Below are 22,000 nucleotides of genomic sequence, written 5' to 3' on the forward strand. Positions count from 1 at the left end.
TTCTTGAACAAGCGATAAATATTAGTTAAGGGAAAATAATAATGAGCAAACTGTCTGGAAAAGATACTGGTGAAAAAAAGATTCACAAAGGTACAATTGGCACATCAAAAGAAAAATTCAGTATGAAACCGGAACCGAATATATACGGAGAAGAAGACGTCATATCAGAGGAAGAACTTGAACATCTCGGAATAAAAACTGAACCCGATGTGACCATGAAACCGGAAGCTCATCCGCATGAAAATATCATAACAGAGGAAGAACTTGAACACCTCGGATTGGATCCCGAACCCGATGTGGTCACGGAGCCGGAGCCGGAGTCTGAGTTGGATGAGAAAATCATATCTGAGGAGGACTTTGCAAATCTCGCATTGGATCCCGAACCCGACGTGATCTCAGAACCAAAAGCAGACTCTGATGAGAAAATCATATCTGAGGAGGACTTTGCAAATCTCGCATTGGATCCCGAACCCGACGTGATCTCAGAACCAAAAGCAGACTTTGATGAGAAAATCATATCTGAGGAGGACTTTGCAAATCTCACATTGGATCCCGAACCCGACGTGATCTCAGAACCCGAAGCAGACTCGGATGGAAAAATCATATCTGATGAGGAGTTTGCAAATCTCACATTGGATCCCGAACCCGACGTGATCTCAGAACCCGAAGCAGACTCGGATGGAAAAATCATATCTGATGAGGAGTTTGCAAGTCTCGCATTGGATCCCGAACCCGACGTGATCTCAGAACCCGAAGCAGACTCGGATGGAAAAATCATATCTGATGAGGAGTTTGCAAGTCTCGCATTGGATCCCGAACCCGACGTGATCTCAGAACCCGAAGCAGACTCGGATGGAAAAATCATATCTGATGAGGAGTTTGCAAGTCTCGCATTGGATCCCGAACCCGACGTGATCTCAGAACCCGAAGCAGACTCGGATGGAAAAATCATATCTGATGAGGAGTTTGCAAGTCTCGCATTGAATCCCGAACCCGACGTGATCTCAGAACCCGAAGCAGACGAGGATGGAAAAATCATATCTGATGAGGAGTTTGCAAGTCTCGCATTGGATCCCGAACCCGACGTGATCTCAGAACCAAAAGCAGACTCTGATGAGAAAATCATATCTGAGGAGGAGTTTACAAATCTAATATTAGAACCCGAACCCGATGTGACCTCAGAACCCGAAGCAGACGAGGATGAGAAAATCATATCTGAGGAGGAGTTTACAAATCTAATATTAGAGCCCGAATCCGACGTGATCTCAGAACCCGAAGCAGACTCGGATGGAAAAATCATATCTGATGAGGAGTTTGCAAGTCTCGCATTGGATCCCGAACCCGACGTGATCTCAGAACCCGAAGCAGACTCGGATGGAAAAATCATATCTGATGAGGAGTTTGCAAGTCTCGCATTGTATCCCGATCCCGACGTGATCTCAGAACCAAAAGCAGACTCTGATGAGGAGTTTACAAATCTAATATTAGAACCCGAACCCGATGATATTTCAGAACCCGAAGCGGACTCGGATGAGAAAATCATATCTGATGAGGAATTTGCAAAGCTGATATTCGAATCCGATCCTGACGTGACCTCAGAACCCGAAGCAGATTCGGAATCTGAGCCTGATTCGGAAGCTGGGTTGGATGAAAATATCATATCAATGGAAGAGCTTAAACAGCTCGGCATAAAAACTGAATCTCACGTGATCAAAGAACCGGAAGCAAAAGCCCCTCTCCATGAAAATATCATATCAGTGGAAGAACTTGAACAGCTCGGCATAAAAACTGAATCTCACATGATCAAAGAACCGGAAGCAAAAGCCTCTCCTCATGAAAATATCATATCAGTGGAAGAACTTGAACAGCTCGGCATAAAAACTGAATCTCACGTGATCAAAGAACCGGAAGCAAAAGCCTCTCCCCATGAAAATATCATATCAGTGGAAGAACTTGAACAGCTCGGCATAAAAACTGAATCTCATGTGACCTCTGACCCAGAACCCAAACTTGAATCTCATGGAGAAAATCGCGGCATATCAGAGGAGGATTTTGGACTACTCGGAATAAAAATTGAATCCGATGCTGTCACAGAAACAGAATCGGAAAATCTCCTGCATAAAAATATCACATCAGAGGAAGAATTTGAACAGATCGGATCAAAAGCTGAACCTGATGTTATCACAGAATCAGACCCGGGTCAGCATATCTATCAGGAAACAGTTGCCATCTCAAGAGAAGAACTCAGGGAACTCGGATTAAAAACAGAAGAGACTCTGAGTGCGGAAGACGATTTGACTACAGAACCGGACCCGGAGCAGAAAGCCTATCAGGAGACCGTCGCCATCTCAAAGGAGGAGCTTCGGGAACTCGGATTAAAGAAGGAAGCGAATCTGAAAGCGGAAGACGATTTGATTACAGAACCGGAACCCGAGCAGAAAGCCTGCCAGGAAGCGGAAGATGATTTGACTACAGAACCGGACCCGGAGCAGAAAGTCTATCAGGAAACCGTCGCCATCTCAAGGGAGGAGCTTCGGGAACTCGGATTAAAAAAGGAAGCGAATCTGAATGCGGAAGATGACTTGATTACAGAACCGGAGCCGGAGCAGAAAGTCTATCAGGAGACCGTCGCCATATCAAGGGAGGAGCTTCGGGAACTCGGATTAAAAAAGGAAGCGAATCTGAAAGCGGAAGATGACTTGATCACAGAGCCGGACCCGCAGCAGAAAGCCTATCAGGAAACAGTTGCCATCTCAAGGGAGGAGCTTCGGGAACTCGGATTAAAGGGAGAGCCGGAGCCTCAAGTCTGCGAAGATGATGCAGATATGGCGAAAGAAGAACCTGAAGAAAAATCAGAGCATGAACCTGAAGCCCGTGAAGACATCGAAGATGCTGAACACGCTGATATAAGAGAGGAATCCATACTTGAAGAAGCTTATGAGGAGGATTCAGATACGCATAAAGCTGCTTCGGAACTCATTGCTGAGGCCCATGAAGAGGAGGCAGATATACATGAAGACAAATCTGATGCAGGGCCGGAACCCGTTTCTGAGACCCATGAGAATGGTGCAGATACTCACAAAGACGAATCTGATGGGAAATCAGAATCTCAGCCTGAGATATTTAATGGAAACCTCACCATATCAAGAGGAGAACTCGGAATAAAGTCGGCAGGTGATTCCGAAGACTACAGCGCTTCGGAACTTGAAGATGAATTTTATCAGAAATCAGTGGCAAAAGATCACCGACATAATAAGTATAAATTTCAGAAAAAACTTGTTTCCGGGGGAATGGGGTCCATACTCAGGGTTTTAGATCAGGATTTGCATCGTACTTCCGCGATGAAAGTCATCTTACCCCGATTCAAAAGTAAGGAAGACACCCTCACGGATTTTATAACAGAGGCGAAAATTACCGGTCTGCTTGAGCATCCCAATATCATTCCTGTCCATGAACTGGGCCTGCTCAGGGATACGGGCCTTTTTTTCACAATGAAGCTGGCCCAGGGAGAAGCCTTAATTGATATTTTAGCTGAAATTCAGCAGGGAAATCCGAAATATGTTGAAAAATACAATACTTATTATCTTCTGAATATTTTCCGAAAAGTTTGCGACGCGGTCTCTTTTGCCCATTCCATGGACATCATTCACCGGGATATCAAGCCTCATAATATCATGGTGGGTGATTATGGAGAAGTGCTTCTCATGGATTGGGGAATCGCACAATTTGTGGGGGATTCGGAACAGGAAGAAGACACGATTCTCAGAGAAATTCGAAGGGATATTGACAAATTTTCAGAAGGAAAAGATGATATTATCAAAGGTTCTCCCACATATATGTCGCCGGAACAAATCAGCGGAGACCCTCGTCTTGTGGATAAAAAAAGCGATATTTTCCTTCTCGGTGCCACACTCTATCATATTTTCACTTTTCAAGCCCCTTATTCTGGCAAAGATATTTATGAAATCCTCCGTAAAGCTGAAACCGGCGACCTTGTTCCGCCCCAGATTCGAAACCCGGCCAGACAGATTCCCGAAGAAGTCTGCCGAATTATAATGAAGGCAATGGCACATAAAAGAGAGGATCGTTATCAGACGGTTGAGGATCTGACAAAAGATATAGATGATCTGATTTCGGGAAAATGGTCACGTCAGGAAAAGAAAGTCTTCAACGCAGGTGATATGCTCATGCGTGAAGGTGAGGCCGGAGATGAGGCTTACCTTATTTTAAGCGGCAAGGTTCAGGTGATTAAAGAAACAGGAGGGCATAAAATTGTGCTGGCAACACTGAAAGAAGGGGATATTATCGGGGAAATGTCTCTGATTTCAAGGGAAAAAGTGACTCGGTCCGCAAGCGTGGAGGCCCTGGAAGAGACCGAAGCCGCAGTACTGACAAAGCATGTCATTTCTCAGAATCTCAAAAAACTTCCGCCTTACATGGAAAAAATTGTCTCAACTTTAACCGACCGTCTTCGGGATGCCAACACAAAAATTCATCCGCACGCGTCAAGTGATTGTACTTATATTATCCTCAAACATCTTCGCATGATTTTCAGGGACAGGTCAGGAAAGAAAATAAAGAGATTAAAAATTCCGCTTGAGGAGCTTATTGAAGAAATTTCGTCTGACTTGGGAATTTCCAAGGAAAAAGTGGAAACTGTTATTTCTAAAGCAACAGATGTGAGTCTTCTTGGTAACAAAAAAGATAAGGTTTATGTGCCTGATATTAATGAACTGACCCATTTTACCAATCAGCAGAAAACATAACAGACACAGGAATTTCGTGATTTCCCAGGAATCGTCTGAACTCGGAACCCCAGCATTTTTCTGCCACGTCAGAGATATTCAATTATCAGCCAAGTACCTGAACAAAATTTTTTGCTATCAGAGACCTCCGAGGTTTCCGAAACCTCGGAGGTCTTTTTTTAGAGGATTTATATAAAAAAAGATGGTTAATATCTTAAATGTAAAGCCGCTTATGCTGCAATAATTGCTCCGCCTTTTGAAAGAAACGCCAGCATTTCTTTTGCTGTGGAAAGTCCCTCTTCAGGAAAAACCGATCTGCAAATTCGCAACACCTCTTCACGATCCTCGGGCGCGGGCAGCAAATCAGACAATGTCCTGACAGCCCAGTATTTATCTGTTTGCAGAATCCTGGCCTGTTTGCGAGCAATTCGTCTGAATGCCGGAGCTGTAATCCGCCTCAGACGCGAATGTTTCCGAGCTATTTCTTCAAACATTTGAAATTCATCACGATTCAGTCCGCCTTCGGCAGTGCTGATGCTCAGAATGACCCGAACCAGACCCTCTACAAATCCCCCTTCGGTCATTGCCCGCATCCACCGTGCCCGATCTGCCTTCTTGAATTCACGTCTGGCCCTCCGACTTTCAATTCTCTCCTTTATGCACATAGTTCCGTTTTTCCTCATTTCAGGAAAGAAATAATGCAAGGGAGAAAAGCGATCATAGAACATCTTGAACAGGGCTTCGTAACGTTGCGCCCGGCAGGTATTCAACAAGTCCAGTGTTTCTGAGATATGATAGGAGAATGCCTTCTCAATTTCCAGAAACGGATTATCAGGTGCCACAGGGCATCGGTAAGCCTGTACTATGGGAGCCAGTATCTCCAGACAGGAAAGGAAAGGGTTTATATCCGAAAATCCGAGACGTGTCACTCTCAGGGGATGAAGCAGCCTCAATCCGTCGGCAACTATGGGAGGGACCGCCATTTTCACAAAGGGGCTGACATATGTTTCATAAAGAGAGTAGTTTCTGTCCGAAACAGCCGCGGCCAGGGGAAAATTTTCCTCTTCTGTGAGCATCTCATCATTCAGTTCAAGAATATTTTCCAGTCTTCGTTCTTCAAAGCGAACCAGATATTCAGGAGGCGATTCCGGGGATGCCTGTTCTTTTTCAAAAACCATTTCATAAAGTCCCGGGGGAAGATATTCGATCATGTCATAGCTTCCGATGATTTCCTTGTGTTCCTTCTTGGCAACTTTGCCTGACACAAAAATTCCCAGATGACCGATACGCTTGTGAAGCACATACACGATAACCTGCTGCCGCCGTTTGATTTCTCCTGTGCTTTCCCATACATTGACAATCCAATTTAACGCCTGCTGGGTCGGCGTGATGTTATCTCCGTCTGAGCAAAACACCACCACCGGATCCTTTATGGCTCTCAGATCCAGAAGTTCGTCCTCATGCAGTCGAACCCCTCTTTTTTCCAGCTTGTTTCCGATAAAGAGATTATTGATAATGAAGACGATTTCTTCTTTGCTCAGGTGAAAGAAACCGTTCCACCATCGTTCAAACTGGAGATATCGTTCTCTTTCGGTATCAGCCATGGCATAAACATTGTACTGCTTTTTCCAAAAGGTATTGGACCAGTTCATCAGCTCAAAATTCAGCACCAGATTGGCACCGTCAAAAATGCCGGCACCGAGATCGCTCAGAAAGGCGTTGATCCAGGTGCCGCCCAGAATACCACCCAGATATCGCAGGGTATCCTTGCCTTCAATCCCGGCCCAGTAAGAGAGCGGAGATCCGTTCAGGACAATAGGTCCGGTGGTGCCCGGACGGTTCGCGCTTAACATGACCAATGCCCATCCGGCCTGACAGTTGCCGGTCACACTGGGTTTGGGGGACTTGGGATGTCGTCTGCCCACTTCCTCGATAAATTGGACCAGACTTTGTTCCATCGCCGCAATGGTCTGTCCCGGAACCGGAAATGTGCTGAAAAGGACAAAATAAACCGGATGCCCGGCTTTCAGAGCCATACCGATTTCCGAATCCCGTTTGCTGCCGCCAATGCCGGGGCCATGCCCGGCTCTGGGATCCACAATGATCACAGGCCGTTTGCCAGGGATAATCTTCGTATCCTCCGGCGGTATGATCCGGGCCAACTGATAGTTGGACGGAGGGACCAGTTCTTTTCCGTTCATAATAATTTCATAGTCAAAGATCAGGACCGGCGGCTGGTCATCTGCGGCATGATCCATGTAAACATTTCCGCGCTCACGCATAATATCCATAAAAAGAATGGATCGCTGTACCGCATCTGTCCAGTAGCTCAACGCGTCCATAAGACCAAACCACGGATCGGAAGCCTGTTCCTGATCGGTTTGATCCTGTTCACAAAGGATTCCGGAAAGACCTGCCCAGGGATTGAACACCCGGGGCAAGGCATTTTTACTGTTTTCATTCCAAATTGAAGGATAACAGAATCCTGCACGATCCGTCTGATCCTGATCATTTCTTTGGCCCTCATTCCAAATTGCAGAAAAATTTGTATAAGGATTGAACGCGTTAAAATTGAAGTATTGCATTATTAAACTTTCCTTTCCAATATAATTTGAGACACTCCGAGGTAAAATGGATTATGCCGCCACGCCGATGAGCGATAAAAAGGGATTCGGATGATCTGAATGAGAATACACCAAATCCTTTTGTCAGATTAAAAGTCTGATCTGTCCGAATTACCCGAAAATTGAAAGAATTCAAGCAGCTCTCTATTCAAAGATTATTCGGGAAATATTAGAAGTCTGTTAAAAATGTGTTCATCAGTCCGGATATCTGTAATTTTGGGATCTGATTTTGAAAGCATGGCTGTGTCATCCGTGTTCCTGTCCGGTTTTTCCGACATTTTTGTTGAATCTGATGCTTATATCTGGTAAAAAAGCATAGATTGAAAACCGGTCATCATCCGGAGTGCCAAACTTACAGTTTGGCAGAAACAAGTACCTGAGCAAAAGTTTTATTCTGAAAGCGTTCTGGGCTGAAGAAAAAAACAGACATGGCGCAAAAAATCATCAAAGCCGCCCCGGATACTGAGCTTTGCCCAGGGACGATTTGAAAAATCGTCCTACATACTTCGGCCCAAATCAGTCCCGGTTAGTTAAATGCAATCTGTGTAGGTTATTTGTTTAAAGCGAGGGATATGATGAATTGTTGATGAATTGAAATGATGAGGCATTGAAACGAATCAGTTTGGGAGCAGGTCTTCAAAGTTTTGCGCCACTGACCGGACACGGCTGCCCAGAGGCGGAGGAATCTCCTCGTCAATCCATACGTCTATGATCGCGGGACGGGATTCTGAAATTACTTCCTGTACCAGTTCCCGCGTGAGTTCTCCGGTCTTTTTCACACTCACGCCTTTGGCACCAAATCCTTCCGCTATTTTCGCAAAGTCAGGCCGTGCGAAGCGTGTGGGAATGCCTTCGGGAATGGGCGGATTCAGCATCTTTCTGCCGTGATGGATCATGCCGTACATGCCGTTGTTGAAAATGAGCCATATCACCGGAATGTTGTGGCTCACCGCGGTGGAAACTTCCATGCCGTGCATCATAAATCCGCCGTCCCCGCAGAGCGCGACCACGGGACGGTCTTTGAGTCCCAGCTTTGCCCCGGCGCACGCTGCCGTGGCATATCCCATGCCGCCGAATCCCATGGAAACGTAAAAGGAATAGGGTTTGTCCATCACCAGATGCTGGATGGCCCAAGCCATGACCGCACCGATTTCCACAAAATAAACCGTGTCTTTGGGAAAGCTTTTCTGGATGTCCGCAATCAGGGTTTCCGGATGATACCGGTCGTTTTTGGATTCCTGCCGGATTTGGGCTGCCGCGTGTTTGCCTTTGATCTGCGAGAGTTCGGAATGGTTTGCAATGTCTCTGAGAAAGGTTTCGTCCCGTTTTGCCCCGAGTTCCCGCCGCACCGCAAAAACGATTTCCTTCATCACGGTTTTCGCATCGCCCACCAGGCCCAGGGTCGTGGGATAGTTTTTGCCGATTTTTTCCACGTCCGCGTCTATATGGATGAGATCGTTGAACGGAATTTCTTCCCATCCTTCGGTGGTCATTTCGTTAAAACTGGTGCCCACTGCCACCAGCACGTCTATGTCCCCTTTGAAGATGTATTCCCTGGCGGCCGGGGAACCGGCAAATCCGAGGACACCCAGAGATAGCGGATGGGATTCGGGGAAAATGCCTTTTGCCTTGGGCGAGGTGGCAACAGGAATGTTGAGGAGCTGCGCCAGATCCATGAGTTTGTGCGCGCCCTGGGAAAGAACGACACCCCAGCCCGCGATGATGACGGGCTTTTTGGCATGGGCAAGCAGGAACGCGGCTCTTTCCACTTTTTTCCGGTCAAAGAGCCTTTCGTCGGTCAGGGGGGAACTGGGCATGATTTGGGGGATTTCCTTTTTCATCACGTTTACGGGCAGGCTGAGGTGAACGGGACCTCCGGGCACGGAGCGCGCCAGCCGCACTGCTTTTTCAATCATGTGCTGCACCCGGTATTTGCTCATTACCAGTCCGCTGTATTTGGTGATGGGTCTGAAGATGTTCACCATGTCAACCCCTTCGTCGCTGGATTCCTGAAATGCCTGGCGTCCGAAGGATTTCATGGCAACTTGTCCCGTGAGCGCGCAGACCGGGATGCGATCCACATAAGAGGTGGCAAGTCCGGTAACGAGATTGGTCGCGCCGGGGCCTGCGGTGGAGAAACAGGCTCCGAGTTTGCCGGTAACTCTGGCATAGCCGTCCGCCATGTACGCGGCACCGGCTTCGTGCCGGGTGACGATGGGGGTGATGTTTTTGTTTTTGTCAAGGGCTTTGCTCAGTTCTTCAATCGCCCCGCCGGGAATGCCGAAGATATATTCCACGCCGGCTTTTTCCAGGGTGTGAAGGATAAATTCGGCAGACTTCACGCCGGATCTGGGTTTCTGAGGGGGGACAGATGAATCTGCGGGAGCTTCCTGAGCTTCGCCGTTCCCGTTTCCAAGTTCATTGTTTTTTTCTTCAGGGGTGCTGATTTCATTTGGGTGCGGCTCTTTTAGGTCGACTTCCCTTCCACAAATTCCTTTGATGACAATTCGTCCAGAATGGCCGGGTCGGAATACTTTGAATAATGGTTTCTGTCAAATTCCTGAAGCTCATAAAATTTCCAATAATCATCAAAATCACCGCTTGATCTCAGTGATCGAAGCTTCAGCACCGCCTCCGCACCTTCCAGACTCCACCGGGCTCCGGTGATATCCATCCTGTCCCTGATCAGATGCCGGCAGGCGCCTTCGATCACACCTGTGGCAATCGGCAATCCCTCTCCGAGATACTCATTGTAACGCAGATACGGCGAATTTTTGAGAAGATAGTCGGCGCACACATCGACAGGTTTTCTCGAACTCCGTCTTATCTTCAGAAGGGTGGCGGACCTTCTCATCCCCCCGGCAACAAGACTGGCTCTGCCCCGCAATATTCCCAGAAGACGTTCTGAGACCCATTTTTCGGATGTCCTGCTTGCCTCATCATGAAAAACCCTCGCAGCTTTCCACAAATACTCGATGACGTGAATGATGTCCAGTATCACCACGGCGCTCACCGAAAATTTTTCGATCTGCCTGTTGACACTTTTCAACTGATGAGGATCCCCATCAACCAGACACACCCACTTTTTGCTGTTTGACGGGTCTCTTCTCAGAGCCTCCTCGAAAATCTCACGAATGACATCCTCCCGACTTTTCTCCAGACTTGCCCACACCCTCTTTGCCACGGGGCGGGGCCTTCCTTTTTTTTCCGATTCCGATTCCGGTGCGAATTCTCCTGCCACAGATTCGGGGGAGCGTACAAATCTCTCCATATGATAAACTGACGCGACAGTTGCCATGCGCTTACGATTTTTCTTTTCTCCCTTGGAGATTCTCTTATTCAGCTTTCTTCGGGCATTTTCAGCCTTTTTCCTTGTCTCCTCCCTCAGATCCTCCTTCCTGACAACTATTCCCTTGCCATCCGTTGTCAGAATCAGCAAAGGCAGTTTTTCCGCCTCCCCGGGCAGGAGGCTGCAAGTCTGCTCATAATACTCGTCAAAACACCGCACCGCCTTCCGGGACAGGTGTTCCGCCTGTCTTTTATGCATTCTCACTCCGGTCTGCCGTCTGATCGAATCTGTCGCTTCCGAAAAAGAACTTTTCGAGACTTCCAGGGCAAGTGCCTTTCTGATTCCGTAAGAATGGATGCCTTCGGGAAGATTCAGGACAGCATCCAGGGGAAACAGACTGCTCTTCCCGGGACGCGAATAACCTGTGCGTTTTATTCTCACCTTCCCGAACACTGTCATCACTGTCCTTTCCCGCAATATCTTATGAGTTCGTTCAATGCCATCGGAACCGGTCACGGATTTCCATACGTCATCTCCGCAAGCCCGGATTCTCAGATGATCTTCCATGAGTCTTCGCATCAGTTCGCGGCCTTCGCCGGACAAAAGATTTTCCAAATCACTGTGAGTCATAGAATGACTTTCAGGCAACTCCAGATGGCCGATGAGTTCCAGATATTTCTCTGTCGAGGCGGCGAAGGCAACTTCTGTTGTTGACAAGGACGACAATTATGATTTTCTTTCCTGTTTGCCATTTATCAGCATTTCCCTCATATGACTGTCCACTTTTCATACATAGCAAATAATACATAAAAAATCAAGGATAAAAATTTGTATCATTTATATATGATTGAATTTTCCACTCGACCTAAAAGAGCCGCACCCATTTCATTTTCAATGTTCATTTTCATGTCTCCTTTATATAAAAAAGTATTCAGACTTCCGAATATTCGGAAGTTTTTGCCAAAATCAGACTGCGGTTTCACCGCCGTCCACGACCCAGTTCGCTCCTGTAACATAAGGATTTTCCGCAATAGTAAGAATTACAGAAGCAATATCTTCAGGCGCGCCGATTCTTTTCAGAGGATTTGCCGACGCAATTTCTTCAACGGGAACTCCCAATCCCCGTAGCAGAGGCGTGTCAACTGATCCCGGCGAAACCGTATTAACTCGGATATCGGGAGCAAGTTCGACTGCCAGATTTCTGACTGCCGCTCTGATCCCTCCCTTTGCCGCAGCATAGAGATACCCGCCAGCAAACCCTTTTTTAGTGGCAATGGAAGAAACAAAGACAATATTTCCCTTTCTTTTGCGTAGTCCGGAAACAAGCGATTTGACCAGAAGGAGAGGACCGCGAAGATGCACATTCAGGAAATGAGCAAACAATTCTTCTGTAAAATCATCTATGCCTACAAATTGGGCAATCCCGGCGTTATTTACAAGAACATCCAATCCGCTTTCCAAGAAGTGGGAGGCAAGGAATTTGATACTTTCTATGTCTGTCATGTCAGCGATGATTGTCTTGACCCCAAGTTCTTCTCCTGCCTCTTGAGTCTTTTGCGGATTACGACCCGAAATAAGGACCTCATATTCTTTTTTCTTTAGCAATTTAGCTGTCGCATAGCCAATACCAGAATTGCCACCTGTAACCAATGCAATTTTTTTCATTAATATTCAAATCCTCCTTACCATTCATCCTCTTTGTTATTTGCCCCATCTCAGAACAGCCCCGCCATAATGAAAGCCTGCTCCGGGACCAAACATAACAACAAGGTCTCCCTCTTTTATCTTTCCCGAAACAACAGCTTCGTGAAGACATGATCCCATGGAAGCCGGCCCCATGTTACCATATTTTTCAATGGTGTCATGCGTTTTTTCAACAGGGATTCTCAGCGATTTATGCCATGCTTCGGTAAGAATCTTACTGGGTTGGTGCGTGATAAGGAAATCAATATCTTTTTCGGTATATCCGGCTTTTGCAAGAGCTTTCTTGGCAGCTTCCGGTGGCCTTACAGGACCTGATTTTGTTATTTCTTTCAGCCCCTGTTCTCCATGATCAAAGAAATAGTACAATTTTTCATTCGATGACTCCAGATAGCTGGCTCTATAATTTCGCATAAGTGAGCGAGGAAGTCGGAGATCAATACCTACTCCTCCAAAATAACGCCCCTCAGTTTCCAAGTGAACACTCAAAATGCCCTTCCCTTCACTAACTGGTTGAACAATAACAGCAACAGCACCGTCTCCCAGAAGCATACAACTCTTATCTGTATAATCAGCAGTCTTTGTCTGCATCGTCGCTACAACACATGCCACTGTATCGTACCGTCCCATTGCTATCAGTGACCATGCAATTTCCAGCTGGGAAATCAATGAGATACATGCTGTATCCACATTTATGGCGACAGCATTTGATGCTCCGCTTTTATACTGAAGGAGAGCGGCATTTCCAGGTGAAGCCTGATCATGAATATTGGGACCATCAAGTATAAGGTCTATGTCTTTAACACCGATTCCCGCATTTTCCACGGCTGCCAGCAGTGCCTTTGCCTCCATATCTGAAGACTTCTCTCCTTTTGCACAGATTCTCCGTTCCATTACACCCGCCTCGTCAAATATTTTGTTAAGTGACAAGAGGTTAAACTGTTTAAACCACTCATTACTTCTTATTTCTTCAGGCACATAAAGCCCTGTTCCCACAATTCCGGCTGATCTCATCTTGTTATCTCCTTTCTTGATTTTACAATTATTTGAAAAACAAACTAAAATCGGTACGTCACACTGAACAAAGCCGACAGCCCTTCTCTCGGATAATCATAAGGAATAAGTTTCTGCACTCCTGATAAATCCGGATCTTCATATTCCGCATCAAACAGATTGTGAAACGCGAGCTGAAGTTCAAGGTTTCTGAAGAAATTCTTTGCAGTCAATGCCAGATCAACAGTGGTATAAGCGTCCGAATCCTCTCTGGTATCCCCTTCGGGTCTGGGTCTTTCTCCTGTCCAAATCACATCCGTGTGTATTTCCAGATAGTTGCTGATACCGTAATTCGCACTAAAATTGATCCGGTGTGTCGGCACAAATGGCAGTTCTTTGTCAGTATCCTTATCTTTGGGATCCTGCCAGGTATAAGCCACTTTCCAGTAATCGGTCTGGTTATACCTGCCGTTCAGAACCACTTCGATGCCGCTGACTTCGGCTCCGCCGAGATTTGTGTATTTCGCGGGTGTGACAAATGTATCCACTGCAATCAGGTCATCTATGTCATTATGAAAATAATTCAGATTCATCATATACGAATCTCCGAACCTGTATCCGAGGCTGGCTTCATAAGTTTTTATTTTTTCAGGTTCGAGATTAGGATTGCCCACTGCGCTGGGATTGCTGTCATTATAAAGCTCAATAAAATTCGGTGCCCGGAAAGCCTGCCCGTAAAGCAGTTTCAGATCCGCATGTTCCAGAAAATTCCAGACAAGACCTGCCCTGGGGTTTGTGGTGCTTCCGAAATCATCGTAATTGTCATACCGTACACCCGCTGTAATACTTAGATTGTTACGGATCGCCCATTCATCCTGAACATAAACCGCCCAAACTTTCCGTGTTACGTCTTTGTTGAAATTCGCCCATGATGAAACATCCTGTAAAGAAGCGATCGGTTCGAATGTCCACGGATCGAAATTTAATCTCTGGCCCACATCATACTGTTTTATGTGTTCGTAATTAAATCCTACAATCAGATGGTTGCCTTTGAACAGATCGTAATCAAACTGGAATTCCCCTCCAAGCGTTCTGTTTTTCAGCCCGGGAGTTCCGACCCCCCCGTCGGGATAACCTGGAAATCCTTCAGGAAAAACTTCGAGTTTTGTTTCCTGTTTAAAATAATCGAAATAGGTTCGCAAAGACGCTGAAAATTTGTCTGTAAAAGCTCTTGAATACTCCAATTCTGCCCATGAATCTTTGGTTTTATAGGTATTATCATCAGTAAGAGCATTGGCAAAGCCGATATAACTGCCTTTATCCTGCTGTAAAAAATGTCCCTTGAATATCAGGTTTCCATAGGAAACTTTCAGTAAAGCTTCTGTCTTTTTAAGATACAGATCCGCATTTCCGGGTGTCATTGAAAACGGCGTGCCTGCAATGGTATCGGCTTTTATGATTACATCATCTCCGTCCGTATCTGAATAGTCAACACTTCCAAATACTTTTATATCTTTATCTTTGAATGATTTGCCGCCAATGAGGTTAATCTTTTTTGTATCGAAATTCCCTCCAGCAACTGTTACATCCGCGCCGTTCACATCATCGCCATCTTTTGTGATAACATTGATAACTCCCACAAACGCATTCGCACCGTAAAGAGCGGAACCGGGTCCTCTGATAATTTCAACCTGTTTCACTTTTTCGACGGAAAGATTGTCGAAGATATGAACCAGCGCACTTCCGTAATATGAATTATTTACCCGGTGACCATCAATCATCACCAGAATTTTTTCAGAATCTCTTGTTCTGATTCCTCTGACTTCAAACATCTGCCAACCGGTTTCATTTATCGAAACCCCGAATCCCGGCACGGTTTTCAGCACATCCGTCAGATTCCTCGCGCCCATGCTCCTGATTTCATCCCCCGTAATCACCGTCGCAATAGCCGGTGCCTGCCGCAGGGTTTTTTTGGTCTTTGTAGCCGTGGTCATCATCCGCTCCTCCAGGGCATAAAAGGCCAGCTCATCCTCAAATTTCGGGGTATTGTCGGCGGCACTCCCGCTCCCCGGGACCAGGCTCACCGTCATCATTATTACAAGCATCATCGTGCCTCCGCTTCGTAGCAAACCAGCTATCATCTTTCCCTCCTTGTATTAAATTTTCATGTCTCTGTGACACAGGCTTGTTAGAATATAATGAGAAAGCTGTCAGATTTTTGTTAAGAAAGAGAGGAACCCCGGATACTGGGGAAAGGAGTGCAAAAATGAAGCAAAGGCGGAATTTTTGCAAAGAGCGTCATCCCCGGTTTCCTTGGGCAGTTCCGAGGAACGGAGGAAAGGAGTGCGAAACTGAGGCAAAGGCGGAATTTTTGCAAAGAGCGTCATCCCCGGTTTCCTTGGGCAGTTCCGGGGAACGGAGGAAAGGAGTGCGAAACTGAGGCGAAGGCGGAATTTTTGCAAAGCGCCTCGGACGAAAAATCGGATTTCTTTTATAATTGGCCTGGTCAGACTCGCCCCATAAGCATCAAGCTAAAATGTGGAACAATTTTCCAAATTGTTCAAAAGCGGCACAATTTGAAAAATTGTGCTACGGCCGGGCACCCGGCCTGAGTTAATAAAATCAGAAACTAACCCTTTTGGCCTGATGCATATGAGACTCGCCCCCGTCTCCCTGCTGATTTTTTCTTGATTCCGACGCTGTTGTCTGTTAAAATAAATAAAAATTGAGCCACGGTGAAAACAAGGACCGAGAAAAATAAATGAAAACATTGCTTGATCCCAGACCTGACCTAATTTAGGAGCTGTGCATGGCCGGACACCACTCGCCGGAAGAAAAATCCGGCATATTGAGACAGTATTTTATCGGGAAAAGACCGATGGCGGACATTTGCGAAGAATACGGAATTCAGCCCGATGTTTTCAGACGCTGGGAAGAAAGCGTCTATGAGAACACAGATCTGATATTCAGAAAATCTTCCCATGACGGCATGGAATATTATCAGAATTACGACCTTGTCATCAACTGGCTTTCGGAAGCATTTCGCGGCCGGACCCTTGAAGTTCTGGGAATAAAAACTGGGAAAATCCGAAGGGTCTGTTCTTACAAGCCTGCGGAAATTTCTGTCAGCGCCGGCATACTGGATGTCGTATTTGAAGATTCCGCCGGAAAAGGGTATCATGTTGAAGAACAGCGAAATCTGACCGAAGATGACCTTTACAGGTTCGCGTCTCAGCATTTTTCGGCGGCAAAAGAATGGAGGGACAATATCACAGATATTATTCTGGCTTCGGGCAGACCCTACGCCGGCAGAAAGGAAATTCGCACCCTGACCGGAAAATATGCCCCTTTGATCATTGATCTGACAGAGCGGGACGGTCCCGCCCGTTTTGAAGAAATCCGGGAAGCCGTCAGCAGAGGAGACACATCGCTTTTAACGGAACTTGTATTTTTGCCTTTATACGGCGGGGAGAGGAAACCCCGGTTTGTCAGAAACGTGCTGCGATTCGGAATTGATCTGTGCAAAAAGGGCAAAATGCCGATTCTGCTTGTCGCGGCCGCACTGGTCATGGCGAACAAACAGATTGACAGATCAGTTTTTAACGAATTATGGGAGGAAATAAAAATGCTGGATGTTTTGAAATTTGCCCATGAAAGGGGAAAGGAAGAGGGAAAGCTGGAAAACGCCCGTGAAATGGTTTTAAGATTTCTTGAAGAATCCGTGGGCATTGTTCCGGCGTATATTTCTGATGAAATTATGTCCATCTCCCGCCCGGACATTCTGGTGAGGTTGGTGAAGCAGGCGACAACATGCAAGGAAATTGAGGAATTTGAAAAAATGCTGAAACTTGCGAACAGGAAACCCCGACCGGGTGTGGGGGGCAATGGGGTCTGACACACGGCGGATCTGACGGAGGTCCGTATGAGCTGGTTTCCGCCGCACTTTTTACAAAAAGCCATAAAGAAAACTTCGTGAACCTTTGTGTCTTCGTGGCAAAAAAAATAGCCACAAAGGCACGAAGACACAAAGGAACACAAAGAAAAAACAAAAAAACTTCGTGAGCCTTCGTGTCTTCGTGTCTTCGTGGCAAAAAAAATTATAGCCACAAAGGCACGAAGACACAAAGGAACACAAAGAAAAAACAAGAAAACTTCGTGAGCCTTCGTGTCTTCGTGTCTTCGTGGCAAAAAAAATTATAGCCACAAAGGCACGAAGACACAAAGGAACACAAAGAAAACTTCGTATTCTCGTTCTTGTTCCCACGCTTCTCGTTCTCGTTCCCACGCTCTGCGTGTCCGTTATTTTCCGCACCGCTCTTTTTTGCCCTGAAAAAGCCTTTATAGCCATGGTTTTACGCCCTTTTTCAAATCATATTCCTTTTAATATCGGTGGATTAGGTTGATAGCCCCCCGTTACACCCGTTTCATCACAAACAGGGTCACGTCATCCGTCTTCTCATAGGGTTTCAGGGCATTCATGATGTCCCTGTGAATCTCGGAGACAGATTTGTTGCCCGAACGCTTCACAACGGCCTCCAGACGCTCCTCCCCGAAAAAGGCTCCGTCCCCCGGCTCCCTGGCCTCGGTGATGCCGTCCGTGTAAAGCACCATGCAGTCGCCCGAGGCCATGTTCAGGCTGCTCACGGACAGCATTTCCGAAATGTCGGGTTCCATGCCGATCCACATCCCGTCCGTTCTCACCTTCTCAAGCGTGTCCGACTGTTTCCGCCAGATCAGGATGTCCTCGTGTAGCCCGGAAAAGAAAAAATCACCATTTTTCCCTGTTGCCAGAACCACAATGGTCATGTGCTTGGCTTCGTTCATCTTCTGAATGTTCAGGTAAATGGTCTTGTTGATGGCGGCCAGCAGCCGGGAAGGCTCCACATCCGGATTTTCAAGCAGCACCGTATGAATCGCGGTCTCAACCATCATCATCACCAGCCCCGAGGTCAGCCCGTGTCCCGACACATCGCCGACCACAATCCATTTGTAGCCTTCAACGGAGATGACATCGTAATAATCGCCGCCGACCTCCTCGGCAGGATCGCAGCTTGCGGCAATGTCATAGCCGGAGAGTTCCGGCTTTTCCGGCAGCAGAAGGGTCTGGATTTGCCGGGCAATCTCCATTTCCTTTAGCAGCAGGGCTTTTTCCTGTCTGACGGTCTGCTCGCGTTTGAGATATCGGATACGCTGTTGGTAAAACGCGCCCGCCAGCAGAATGATGCCCGCCCCGATCATTCCCATAAACCACCACGATCGGTAAAACGGGGGATGAATCGTGATATCCATGGTATAATGGGTATTGCTTTCGCTGTCTTTGATCCGAAAGGTGTAACTGCCTTCGGAGACATTTTTATATGGAATATACCGGCTGTTTCTGATGCATCTCCATCCGTTGTCATATCCTTCGAGCATATAACAGTAGTTTTTCTTTTCGAGAATCGAGTACTCCAGGGGGGCGGCCTCGAACAACAGGTTGTTTTCGTTGAATCTGAGATCTGCCGAGGTTCCTCGGCGGATGTCTTCAAGACTGAAGACCTGCGTGCCTTCGGCAATGTGCGGTTTCACAGACACATTCAGGGTGGCAGGTTTGTCGGTCCACACGCCGTCGTTGTTGGATCCTCTGATTTTCAGCACATACATGCCTTCCTGCAAACCGGAGTAGCGGCCGAATCGCCGGGTTCCCGCGTGGTACCATTCGTTGTCAAAGCCTTCCAGTTTGTATTGGTACTGATTCTTCTCCGGGATGGAGAAGTTGAGCGCGGCGTATTCAAACTCGAAAAAATTTTCTTTCCAGTCCAGGGTGATGCTGCCCAGCCGGTTGGGCACTTTCTGTTCCCCCCAATCTTTTACCTCTCCCCCCTGGGTCAGCCGGGTCAGTACCACCGGCGGGGGGGTGGTGTTGGTTACCAGCTTATCCGGATGGAAACGACTGAGTCCGTTGCCGCCGCCGAACCACAAACACCCGTCATCTGTCCTGAGCGCGGCCAGAGGGGCAAACATGTCGGCCTGCAAGCCGTCTGTCTCACGATATTGTCGCTCCACTTCTCCGGTTTCCGGATGAAAACAGCATAACCCTTCATTGGTACCTAACCAGAGGCGGCCCTGGTCATCCTCTAAAATGGCGTTCACATTCAGCGGCACGCCCTGCTCCGTGACATAGTGGGTAAAACGCTCTGTCTTTTTATCAAATTGATTCAACCCGCCGCCTTCGGTGCCAACCCATAATCTGCCGGAACGGTCAATATGAATCATCCGGGTTGCGTCCGAGGAGATGGCGGTCGGGTCATTTGCATCAGGCAGGTAATGGGTAAATCTTTCGGTGCGCGTGTCAAATCGGATGAGTCCGTTGGTCGTAAGATAACCGGAGGACATCCAGATGAGCCCCGAGTCATCGGGGTCCGCGAGGACTTCATAATAATAAGGTTTCAGGGCTGGACCTTTCTCAGGCGCTTTGGGATCAGGGGGGTAATAGGTGAATCTTTCACTCTTTTTGTCAAACCGGGCAAATCCCCCCACCCGTGTCCCCAGCCAGAGAATATTGGGATTCTGTGTATCTTCTACCATTTTGGTAAAACTGTCTGCCGGAGGCTGCGGGAGATAGCGATTGATGACCTGATCCGTGTCTTTATCAAATTGTACCAGGGGGCCGTTGTGAAAGGATATCCACATCATTCCCGCGGAATCTTGAAAGATGCCCAGAATTCCGCCTTCCGGAAGGGCCGTGGGATCATCAGGATGATGTTTCAAACGGGCAAAGCGGTCCCTGGACGGATTGTATGTCGTCATGCCTTTTGCCGTGCCAATCCAGACCAGCCCCTCACGATCCTGGTATAAGGCCGTGATGCTGTTGTTGATCAGACTGGCTGAATTTTCGGTTTGGGAACGGTACAGTGCAAAATTCTGAGCGTAGGGATCAATTTTGTCAATATGACCGGATGCCATGATTACCCAGAAGATTCCGGCCCGGTCTTCATAAATCTGATTCACCATATCGCTGGCGATGCTCATGGGGTCTTCCGGGGCATGGAGATACTGGCGAAATGTTTCCTGCTTTTTGTCAAAGAGGATCAACCCGCTCGGCCGGGACCATCCGCCCAGCCAGAGCCGCCCATAACCATCATCATAACAGATTGAGAGAACATCGGTCTGAATGCTGTCGGGATCATCGGGATTATGGCGGAAATGGGTAAATTTTCCGGTGCGGGTGTTGAATTTATCCAGCCCTTTGCCTTTACCAATCACCAGCCACAGAATGTCCGGATTCTCCTTATCCTGAAGCACATGTTTGATTACATTCCCGGCAACGGTGTTCTCATCCTCTGGATCATTGACAAAATGGGTAAAAGTTTCACGATCTTTTTCAAATCTGTCCAGCCCGCCTCCGTATGTGGCGATCCACAGGACATTGGGATCGCGGCGGTCCTCGATAAACCGCCACACCTCGGTAAAATTCACCGTATCAGGGTCGTCCGGGTCAGGTTCGTAGCGGGTAAATGTTTTGCCGGCCGCGTCGAATTTGTTGAGCCCGTTGCCTGTTCCGATCCAGAAAATATTGTGATCGCGCCCGTCCTGAAGAACATCATATGTGCCATTATTACCCAGGCTGGCCGGGTCGTCCGGATTATGAAGATAAACAGTGAAGGTCTCACTGGATTTGTCAAAGTGATGAAAGCCGCCGCTGGTGGCAATCCAGAAAATATCCGGGTTTTCCCGGTCTATTCTGAGACGATTGACTGTGCCATTGGCCATCAGCCCGGGTCCCACACCGTATTTTTTCAGTTCGTAGCCATCATAGCGAAAGAGTCCTTCGCCCTGTCCCCCGAACCACATATAGCCGTCATTGTCCTGAACAGTTGCCGGTCGGGCTTTCATGCCCAGATTCAGGACATGATCAAAGCGCAGATTGTGGATATCAATCTCTGGTTTCTGCACTGAATCACCTGCTGTGACTGAAACCGACAGCAGGATAAGGGATAGAAAAATAAATAATTTTACAACAAAGGATAATTTTTTAAGAATCATTTTTTTGTTTCCTGATTTTATCTTGATATTGCAGAGTTATGTTGGCGATGTGCTCTCAGATCAAGTATGAACCGAACATTTATTTTAATATCAGATAATTGTCTTGGTCAGACCCCATGCCTCGGCCTCATGTCTCCATCATTCATTAATATATCCTCCAAATTATGTCTGTTAAAAATGACATCGTATTTCTCCGTAAAAACTTCGACCTTCCATCGGGTAATCATCCGGAATGGAAGATGAGCTTGGCTCTTTGGCATCTTTATCAAACAAATTGCAGGCTTTTAAAGCGATATCCCAATGTTTTGCAATGTTTTTACGCTGTACGGCAATATCCACAAGGGCATAGTCGTCAATATCAGGTCGAGTATCATCCTCGGAGCGTTTCCGGTCACCGATCCAGTGAAACTGAGTATCCAACGAAGACTTCTTCGTCTTTGTGGCCGTGACCATCATCCGCTCCTCCAGGGCATAAAAATCCAGTTCATCCTCGAATGTCGGCGTTTCGGCGGCTCCTGTTCCCGGCATCAGGGGCACCGTCATCATTATTATCGCCATTGTCACTGGCATCATCGTGCCTCTGTTTCGCAGCAAAGCGATTATCAGTTTTTTCCTTCTTTTCT

11 protein-coding genes are annotated in these 22,000 nt (G+C 47.1%); 3 read left to right on the plus strand and 8 right to left on the minus strand.

The features are described 5' to 3' along the window. The first annotated feature begins 41 nt into the window (after window positions 1-41). Entirely contained in the window at window positions 42-4,766 is a 4,725-nt protein-coding gene (locus tag dnm_RS09885; RefSeq protein WP_207682492.1) for a protein kinase domain-containing protein, read from the plus strand. A 209-nt stretch (window positions 4,767-4,975) separates the two neighbouring features. On the opposite strand, the gene dnm_RS09890 is transcribed toward dnm_RS09885, so the two are convergent. The 6 genes from dnm_RS09890 to dnm_RS09915 form a co-directional block, all read right to left on the minus strand. Next, a complete protein-coding gene (locus dnm_RS09890; protein ID WP_207682493.1) occupies window positions 4,976-7,330 on the minus strand; it encodes a DUF3141 domain-containing protein in 2,355 nt (784 codons plus the stop codon). 656 nt (window positions 7,331-7,986) lie between these two features. Then, window positions 7,987-9,711 carry a thiamine pyrophosphate-binding protein gene (locus dnm_RS09895; protein WP_207682494.1) on the minus strand — a complete coding sequence of 575 codons (1,725 nt, stop codon included), beginning with the start codon at window positions 9,709-9,711 and terminating at the stop codon, window positions 7,987-7,989. Window positions 9,712-9,836: 125 nt separating this feature from the next. Continuing rightward, window positions 9,837-11,384 (minus strand): ISKra4 family transposase, encoded by a 1,548-nt coding sequence (locus dnm_RS09900; RefSeq protein WP_207679586.1) that lies wholly within the window; start codon window positions 11,382-11,384, stop codon window positions 9,837-9,839. A 240-nt stretch (window positions 11,385-11,624) separates the two neighbouring features. Beyond that, window positions 11,625-12,323, minus strand: a complete 699-nt coding sequence (locus dnm_RS09905) for an SDR family NAD(P)-dependent oxidoreductase (RefSeq protein WP_207682495.1) — start codon at window positions 12,321-12,323, stop codon at window positions 11,625-11,627. Between the two features lie 36 nt (window positions 12,324-12,359). Continuing rightward, window positions 12,360-13,373 (minus strand): 3-oxoacyl-ACP synthase III family protein, encoded by a 1,014-nt coding sequence (locus dnm_RS09910; protein ID WP_207682496.1) that lies wholly within the window; start codon window positions 13,371-13,373, stop codon window positions 12,360-12,362. A 44-nt stretch (window positions 13,374-13,417) separates the two neighbouring features. Then, window positions 13,418-15,460 (minus strand): TonB-dependent receptor plug domain-containing protein, encoded by a 2,043-nt coding sequence (locus tag dnm_RS09915; protein ID WP_207682497.1) that lies wholly within the window; start codon window positions 15,458-15,460, stop codon window positions 13,418-13,420. 701 nt (window positions 15,461-16,161) lie between these two features. Between dnm_RS09915 and dnm_RS09920 the strand changes: the two genes are divergently transcribed. Further along, window positions 16,162-17,247, plus strand: coding sequence for a transposase (locus tag dnm_RS09920; protein ID WP_207682498.1), 1,086 nt, complete (start codon window positions 16,162-16,164; stop codon window positions 17,245-17,247). Window positions 17,248-17,533: 286 nt separating this feature from the next. Continuing rightward, complete coding sequence (locus dnm_RS09925; protein WP_207682499.1) at window positions 17,534-17,755, plus strand: hypothetical protein; 222 nt, start codon at window positions 17,534-17,536, stop codon at window positions 17,753-17,755. Between the two features lie 10 nt (window positions 17,756-17,765). Here dnm_RS09925 and dnm_RS09930 read toward each other — a convergent pair whose 3' ends face one another. Then, window positions 17,766-21,377: a SpoIIE family protein phosphatase gene (locus dnm_RS09930; protein ID WP_207682500.1), complete on the minus strand. Its 3,612-nt coding sequence runs from the start codon at window positions 21,375-21,377 to the stop codon at window positions 17,766-17,768. Window positions 21,378-21,548: 171 nt separating this feature from the next. Beyond that, window positions 21,549-21,971 carry a TonB-dependent receptor gene (locus tag dnm_RS09935; RefSeq protein WP_207682501.1) on the minus strand — a complete coding sequence of 141 codons (423 nt, stop codon included), beginning with the start codon at window positions 21,969-21,971 and terminating at the stop codon, window positions 21,549-21,551. Window positions 21,972-22,000: the final 29 nt, after the last annotated feature.

This window comes from Desulfonema magnum (assembly GCF_017377395.1).
Classification (GTDB): domain Bacteria; phylum Desulfobacterota; class Desulfobacteria; order Desulfobacterales; family 4be13; genus Desulfonema_C; species Desulfonema_C magnum.